The 6,514-nt window shown below is 63.9% G+C and carries 7 protein-coding genes; all 7 read left to right on the forward strand.

The genetic code is table 11. The annotated features are described in order from the left end of the window. The first annotated feature begins 1 nt into the window (after position 1). The 7 genes from N7650_RS18730 (at position 2) to N7650_RS18760 (ending at position 6,490) form a co-directional block, all read left to right on the forward strand. Entirely contained in the window at positions 2 to 808 is an 807-nt protein-coding gene (locus tag N7650_RS18730; RefSeq protein ID WP_009394351.1) for an NAD(P)-dependent oxidoreductase, read from the forward strand. Positions 809 to 833: 25 nt separating this feature from the next. Further along, a complete protein-coding gene (locus N7650_RS18735) occupies positions 834 to 1,715 on the forward strand; it encodes an SMP-30/gluconolactonase/LRE family protein (protein WP_064303353.1) in 882 nt (293 codons plus the stop codon). A gap of 67 nt (positions 1,716 to 1,782) precedes the next feature. Further along, positions 1,783 to 2,748, forward strand: coding sequence for a TRAP transporter substrate-binding protein (locus tag N7650_RS18740; protein WP_009394349.1), 966 nt, complete (start codon positions 1,783 to 1,785; stop codon positions 2,746 to 2,748). A gap of 60 nt (positions 2,749 to 2,808) precedes the next feature. Beyond that, the gene (locus N7650_RS18745; RefSeq protein WP_009394348.1) at positions 2,809 to 3,336 is read left to right on the forward strand and encodes a TRAP transporter small permease; all 528 of its coding nucleotides are present in this window, start codon (positions 2,809 to 2,811) and stop codon (positions 3,334 to 3,336) included. Further along, on the forward strand, positions 3,337 to 4,617 hold the full coding sequence (locus N7650_RS18750; protein WP_009394346.1) for a TRAP transporter large permease: 1,281 nt from the start codon (positions 3,337 to 3,339) through the stop codon (positions 4,615 to 4,617). 60 nt (positions 4,618 to 4,677) lie between these two features. Beyond that, on the forward strand, positions 4,678 to 5,601 hold the full coding sequence (locus N7650_RS18755) for an EamA family transporter (protein WP_279899507.1): 924 nt from the start codon (positions 4,678 to 4,680) through the stop codon (positions 5,599 to 5,601). 25 nt (positions 5,602 to 5,626) lie between these two features. Beyond that, the gene (locus N7650_RS18760; protein WP_279899508.1) at positions 5,627 to 6,490 is read left to right on the forward strand and encodes an aldose 1-epimerase; all 864 of its coding nucleotides are present in this window, start codon (positions 5,627 to 5,629) and stop codon (positions 6,488 to 6,490) included. Positions 6,491 to 6,514: the final 24 nt, after the last annotated feature.

The raw sequence follows: 6,514 nt of genomic DNA on the forward strand, positions 1-6,514 counted from the left end.
CATGACCACCATTCCCTTCAAGCGCCTGCTGCTCACCGGAGCCGCAGGCGGCCTGGGCAAGATCCTCCGTGAGCGCCTGCAAGGCTTTACCGAGGTGCTGCGCCTTTCCGATATCAGTCCCATGGCTCCTGCCGCGGGCCCCCATGAAGAGGTAGTGACCTGCGACCTCGCCGACAAGGCGGCGGTACATGCGCTGGTCGAAGGTGTCGATGCCATCATCCATTTCGGCGGCGTGTCCACCGAGCACTCCTTCGAAGAGATCCTCGGCCCCAACATCTGCGGTGTGTTCCACATCTACGAGGCGGCCCGCAAGCACGGGGTGAAGCGGGTGATCTTCGCCAGCTCCAACCACACCATCGGTTTCTATCGCCAGGACGAGCGTATCGACGCCCGTTCCCCGCGTCGTCCGGACAGCTACTACGGCCTGTCCAAGTGCTATGGCGAGGACGTCGCCAGCTTCTACTTCGATCGCTACGGCATCGAGACCGTCAGCATCCGCATCGGCTCCTCCTTCGACCAGCCACAGAACCCGCGCATGCTCTGCACCTGGCTGAGCTACGACGACCTGACCCAACTGATCCAGCGCGGCCTGACTACCCCCGACGTCGGCCACACCATCGTCTTCGGTGCATCCGACAACCGCACCGTATGGTGGGACAACCGCTACGCCGAGCATCTCGGTTACGTGCCCAAGGACACCTCCGAAGTCTTCCGTGCCCAGGTGGAGGCCCAGCCGGCGCCGCCTGCCGATGATCCCTCGATGGTCTACCAGGGCGGCGCCTTCGTCGCGGCCGGACCGTTCAACTGATCCCGCGCGCCAGGAGGCTTGGCCCATGAAATGCGAACTGATCGTCGACGCCCGCAACGGCACCGGTGAAAGCCCGGTGTGGCACGCGGCCGAGCAGGCCCTGTATTGGGCCGACATCCCCGCCCGGCAGCTTCATCGCTGGAGCGCGGCGGATGGTACGCACCGGGTCTGGCAGGGCGAGGAAATGCTCGCCTGCATCGCCCGCAGTGGCGACGGTTGGGTGGCCGGCATGGAAAGCGGCATCTTCCAGGTCACCACCAGCGCTGAAGGTCGCCTCGACAGCCGTCAGCTCAGCCCGGTGCAGCATGCCCGCGACGGCATGCGTTTCAACGATGGGCGTTGCGACCGCCAAGGGCGTTTCTGGGCCGGCACCATGCTCATGGACATGCAGCAGGGCGCCGCCGTCGGCGCGCTGTACCGGCACGACGGCGAAGGCCGCCTGCATCGCCAGCTCGAGGGCATGCTGGTGCCCAACGGCCTTGCCTTCAGCCCGGACGGCCGGCGCATGTACCTGTCGGACTCGCACCCGAGCGTGCAAACGGTCTGGGTCTTCGACTACGACATCGACACGGCCACGCCGCACAACCGCCGGGTTTTCGTCGATATGCACGAACATCCCGGCCGCCCGGACGGCGCCGCCATCGACCAGGACGGCTGCTACTGGATCTGCGGCAACGATGCCGGATTGATCCACCGCTTCACCCCTGACGGTCGTCTCGACCGTTCGTTGCCCGTGCCGGTGAAAAAACCGGCGATGTGCGCCTTCGGTGGCGCCAACCTCGACACCCTGTTCGTCACCTCGATCCGCCCGGCGGGCATCGACCTCGCCGACCAGCCCCTGGCTGGCGGTGTGTTCGCTCTTGATCCCGGCAGCAAAGGCCTGGAGGAACCCGCCGCGCGCTATTAAACGCTACACCGCACGACCTGCCGTCATACAAGCCAAACCGGATAACAACAAAACACGGAGCTTCACCATGACTTTCAAACGCAAGCTGCTTCTTGCCGCGCTTCCCTTCGCCTTCTCTGCGTCCGCCTTCGCCCTGGATATCAAGTTCGCCGACGTGCACCCGGCCGGTTACCCGACCGTGGTCGCCGAACAGAACATGGGCAAGAAACTCGAAGAGGCCACCAATGGCGAAATCACCTTCAAGATGTTCGCCGGCGGCGTACTGGGCTCCGAGAAGGAAGTGATCGAGCAGGCGCAGATCGGCGCCGTGCAGATGGCCCGGGTCAGCCTTGGCATCGTCGGTCCGGTGGTGCCGGACGTGAACGTGTTCAACATGCCGTTCGTGTTCCGTGACCATGAGCATATGCGCAAGGTCATCGATGGCGAGATCGGCCAGGAAATCCTCGACAAGATCACCAACTCCGAATTCAACCTGGTCGCCCTGGCCTGGATGGATGGCGGCACCCGCAGCCTGTACACCAAGAAGCCGGTGCGTTCGCTGGAAGATCTCAAGGGCATGAAGATCCGCGTGCAGGGCAACCCGCTGTTCCTCGACATGATGAATGCCATGGGCGGCAACGGTATCGCCATGGACACCGGGGAAATCTTCAGCGCCCTGCAGACCGGGGTGATCGACGGCGCCGAGAACAATCCGCCGACCTTGCTTGAGCACAACCACTACCAGAACGCCAAGTACTTCACCCAGACCGCCCACCTGATCCTGCCGGAGCCGGTGGTGATGTCCAAGACCACCTGGAACAAGCTGACTGCGGACCAGCAGGCACTGGTCAAGAAGGTCGCACGCGAGGCGCAGTTCGAAGAGCGCGCGCTGTGGGACGCCAAGTCCGCTGCCAGCGAAGAGAAGCTCAAGGCTGCCGGCGTCGAGTTCATCGTCGTCGACAAGAAGCCGTTCTATGACGCCACCGCTTCGGTCCGCGAGAAATACGGCGCGCAGTACGCCGACCTGATGAAGCGTATCGACGCTGTCGAGTAATCCCTCCCACATCGACCCTGGTCGTGCGGCCCGTGCCGCGCGGCCGCTTTGGTGATGCCTATGAAAACGCTTTTCCTGCGCCTGAACGACGTGCTCTACCGCGCCTGCATCTGGGTCGCCGGCCTGTCGATCCTGGCCATGTCGTTGATCATCCCCTGGGGTATTTTCGCCCGCTACGTGCTGGGCACCGGCTCCAGTTGGCCGGAGCCGGTATCGATCCTGCTGATGGTGCTGTTCACCTTCGTCGGCGCCGCCGCCAGCTACCGCGCAGGCGCGCACATGGCGGTGAACATGATCACCGATCGCCTCGCCCCATTGCCGCGGCGCCTGGTTGGTGTGCTGGTGCAGGTGCTGATGGTCCTGGTCTGCCTGTTCATGACCTGGTACGGCTTCAAGCTGTGCGTCACCACCTGGAACCAGTACCTGGCGACGCTGCCGAGCATACGGGTAGGCATGACCTATGCGCCGATTCCCGTCGGTGGCCTGCTGACCCTGAGCTTCGTGCTGGAAAAACTCATGCTGGGCGACCAAAGCCATCGCAAGGTGGTGCGCTTCGACCTGGTGGAAGAAAACGAAGGAGCTGCATAAATGGATGCCTTCATTCTTTTGGGCAGCTTCATCCTGCTCATCCTCATCGGCATGCCGGTGGCCTATGCCCTGGGCCTGGCGGCGCTGATCGGCGCCTGGTGGATCGACATCCCGCTGCAGGCGATGATGATCCAGGTGGCCAGCGGGGTGAACAAATTCTCGCTGCTGGCGATTCCGTTCTTTGTCCTGGCCGGCGCGATCATGGCCGAGGGCGGCATGTCCCGGCGCCTGGTGGCCTTCGCCGGGGTGCTGGTGGGCTTCGTGCGTGGCGGGCTGTCGCTGGTCAACATCATGGCTTCGACCTTCTTCGGGGCGATTTCCGGTTCGTCGGTTGCCGATACCGCGTCGGTGGGCTCGGTGCTGATTCCCGAAATGGAACGCAAAGGCTATCCGCGCGAGTTCTCCACCGCGGTCACCGTCAGCGGCTCGGTGCAGGCATTGCTGACGCCGCCCAGCCATAACTCGGTGCTCTACTCGCTGGCGGCGGGCGGCACGGTGTCGATCGCCTCGCTGTTCATGGCCGGGGTGATGCCGGGGCTGTTGCTCAGCGCGGTGATGATGGGCCTGTGCCTGCTCTTCGCGAAGAAGCGCAACTACCCCAAGGGCGAGGTGATCCCGCTGCGCCAGGCGCTGAAGATCGCCGGCGAGGCGCTCTGGGGCCTGATGGCCATGGTCATCATCCTCGGCGGGATCCTCTCGGGCGTGTTCACCGCGACCGAGTCGGCGGCGGTGGCGGTGGTCTGGTCGTTCTTCGTGACCATGTTCATCTACCGCGACTACAAATGGCGCGACCTGCCCAAGCTGATGCATCGCACGGTGCGGACCATCTCCATCGTGATGATCCTGATCGGTTTCGCGGCCAGCTTCGGCTATGTCATGACCCTGATGCAGATCCCGTCGAAGATCACCACGGCGTTCCTGACCCTGTCGGATAACCGCTACGTGATCCTGATGTGCATCAACTTCATGTTGCTGCTGCTGGGCACGGTGATGGACATGGCGCCGCTGATCCTGATCCTGACGCCGATCCTGTTGCCGGTGATCAACGGCATCGGTGTCGACCCGGTGCACTTCGGCATGATCATGCTGGTCAACCTCGGCATCGGCCTGATCACGCCGCCGGTAGGCGCGGTGCTGTTCGTCGGCTCGGCCATCGGCAAGGTCTCGATCGAGTCCACGGTCAAGGCGCTGCTGCCGTTCTACCTGGCGCTGTTCATGGTGCTGATGGCGGTGACCTACATCCCTGCAATCTCTCTCTGGCTGCCCAGCGTCGTGCTGTAAGCGGTCATTTGGGCGGGCCGGTACTGGCCCGCCTTTTTTTTTCGCATATGGATTTCGCACATGGCTGTTCCTTCCGCTGCACCCGGGCTGTTTCCGCGCAAGCTGGCGATCGCGCTCTTGGCGTTGCTGGCCTGTTCCTTCGCCGGCAACCATATCGCCGCGCGCTTCGCTTTCGATGACGGCACCGGGGTGTTGCTGGCGATTCTTTGTCGATCCGGGATTACCTTGCTGGTGCTCGCCGGATTGCTCGCTTGGCAGCGTCAGCCATTGGGGCTGCCGGCCGGAGCGTTGCGTTGGCAATTGCTGCTGGGCTTGCTGATCGCGACCCAGAGTCTCTGTCTATATTCGGCCGTGGCGCGGATCCCCGTGGCCCTTGCCTTGTTGGTGGGTAATACCTTTCCGATGCTGCTTGCGCTGTTGACCTGGGCGCTGGGTGGGCCGCGTCCGACGGGGCGTAACGTGCTGTTCATGGGTCTGATTCTCTGCGGGCTGGTCCTGGCCCTGGATGTACCGGCGCGGCTGCTCGACAGGGGTGAGGCCAATCCGCACTGGACCCTCGGCGTAAGCCTGGCCTTCGGCGCGGCCTGTGCCTTTGCCTGCGCACTGTGGATAACCGATCACAAGCTGGCCGCCATGCGCGGGCCGGTGCGCAGCCTGCTGACCTTGGCCATCGTCTTCTCCAGCATGCTGCTCGCCGGGATGAGCGGGGTGATGCCCAGCGGTTTGTCGGCACCGGGCACGACGGGAGGCTGGCTGGCGCTGGCGAGCCTGGTGGTGCTCTACGGCATCGCCTTCACCTTGCTGTTCGTCTGCGTACCGCGGCTGAACATGGCGCAGAACGCGCCGGTGATGAATATCGAACCCATCGCCACCATGCTGCTGGGCTGGGCCTTGCTCGACCAGCAACTGAGTGGCCTGCAATTGCTCGGCGGCGCGGTGGTGGTGGGCGGCATCGTCCTGCTGACCTGGCGCAAGAGTGGCTGAGCCTCTTTATCCACAGGAGCCTTCGATGGCCTTGAGCGAGCTGTATCTGCAAGACCGCCTGACCCGGCTCAGCATTGCCCCGGGGCTGGGCGGCAGCCTGGTCAACTGGGAAGTGAAGGCGACCGGGGAGGCGCTGTTGCGCCACGCCGATGACCAAGCGAAAGCCGCTGGCACGCCGCGCCGACTGGGTTGCTACCCGCTGTTGCCCTGGTCCAACCGTATCGCCGAAGGCGGCTTCGAACGCCCGGATGGCTGGCAGGTGCTGGCGCCGAATACCGACCACGATCCCTACCCGATCCACGGCAGCGCCTGGCAACAGGCCTGGCAGGTGGATCATCACAGTGAGCGGCGGGCGCGGCTGACCCTCGATAGCAAATGGCCCTTTGCCTACCAGGCGACCCTGGATGTGCATCTGCACGAGGGTTGCCTGAACCTGGACCTGCACGTGACCCATCTGGATGAACAGGCCAATTGGTATGGGCTGGGGTTGCATCCGTATTTTCCGCGGTATCCGCAGACCCGCTTGCTCGCGCCGGCGCGGAGCGTGTGGCTGGGGGAGGAAGGACGACTGCCCTGGTTCGAGGCAGAGATTCCCGAGGACTGGCGCTTCTCCGAACTGGCCGGGTTGCCAGCGCGGCAGGTGGATCATGCCTTTAGTGGCTGGGCCGGTGAGTGCGTGATCGAACAGCCGGGGTATCGGCTGGAATGCCGGGCTACCGGGGCGGACTACTTCCTGCTGTTCTGTCCCAAGGACAAGCCGTTTTTCTGTGTCGAGCCGGTGAGTCATCCGGTGAATGCCCATCATTTGCCGGGGCGGCCGGGGTTACGGTTGCTGGAGCAGGGGGAGGAGGCGAGTCTGGGGTTCAGGTTGCAGTATCTGCCTGCTTGACCTGGACCTCTGTAGTGAATTGAC

It is taken from the genome of Pseudomonas sp. GD04058, assembly GCF_029836855.1.
Classification (GTDB): Bacteria; Pseudomonadota; Gammaproteobacteria; order Pseudomonadales; family Pseudomonadaceae; genus Aquipseudomonas; species Aquipseudomonas bharatica.

Coding starts and splice junctions, on each gene's coding strand:
- N7650_RS18730 (WP_009394351.1), top strand. CDS start 2: ATGACCACCATTCCCTTCAAGCGCCTGCTGCTCACCGGAGCCGCAGGC.
- N7650_RS18735 (WP_064303353.1), top strand. CDS start 834: ATGAAATGCGAACTGATCGTCGACGCCCGCAACGGCACCGGTGAAAGC.
- N7650_RS18740 (WP_009394349.1), top strand. CDS start 1,783: ATGACTTTCAAACGCAAGCTGCTTCTTGCCGCGCTTCCCTTCGCCTTC.
- N7650_RS18745 (WP_009394348.1), top strand. CDS start 2,809: ATGAAAACGCTTTTCCTGCGCCTGAACGACGTGCTCTACCGCGCCTGC.
- N7650_RS18750 (WP_009394346.1), top strand. CDS start 3,337: ATGGATGCCTTCATTCTTTTGGGCAGCTTCATCCTGCTCATCCTCATC.
- N7650_RS18755 (WP_279899507.1), top strand. CDS start 4,678: ATGGCTGTTCCTTCCGCTGCACCCGGGCTGTTTCCGCGCAAGCTGGCG.
- N7650_RS18760 (WP_279899508.1), top strand. CDS start 5,627: ATGGCCTTGAGCGAGCTGTATCTGCAAGACCGCCTGACCCGGCTCAGC.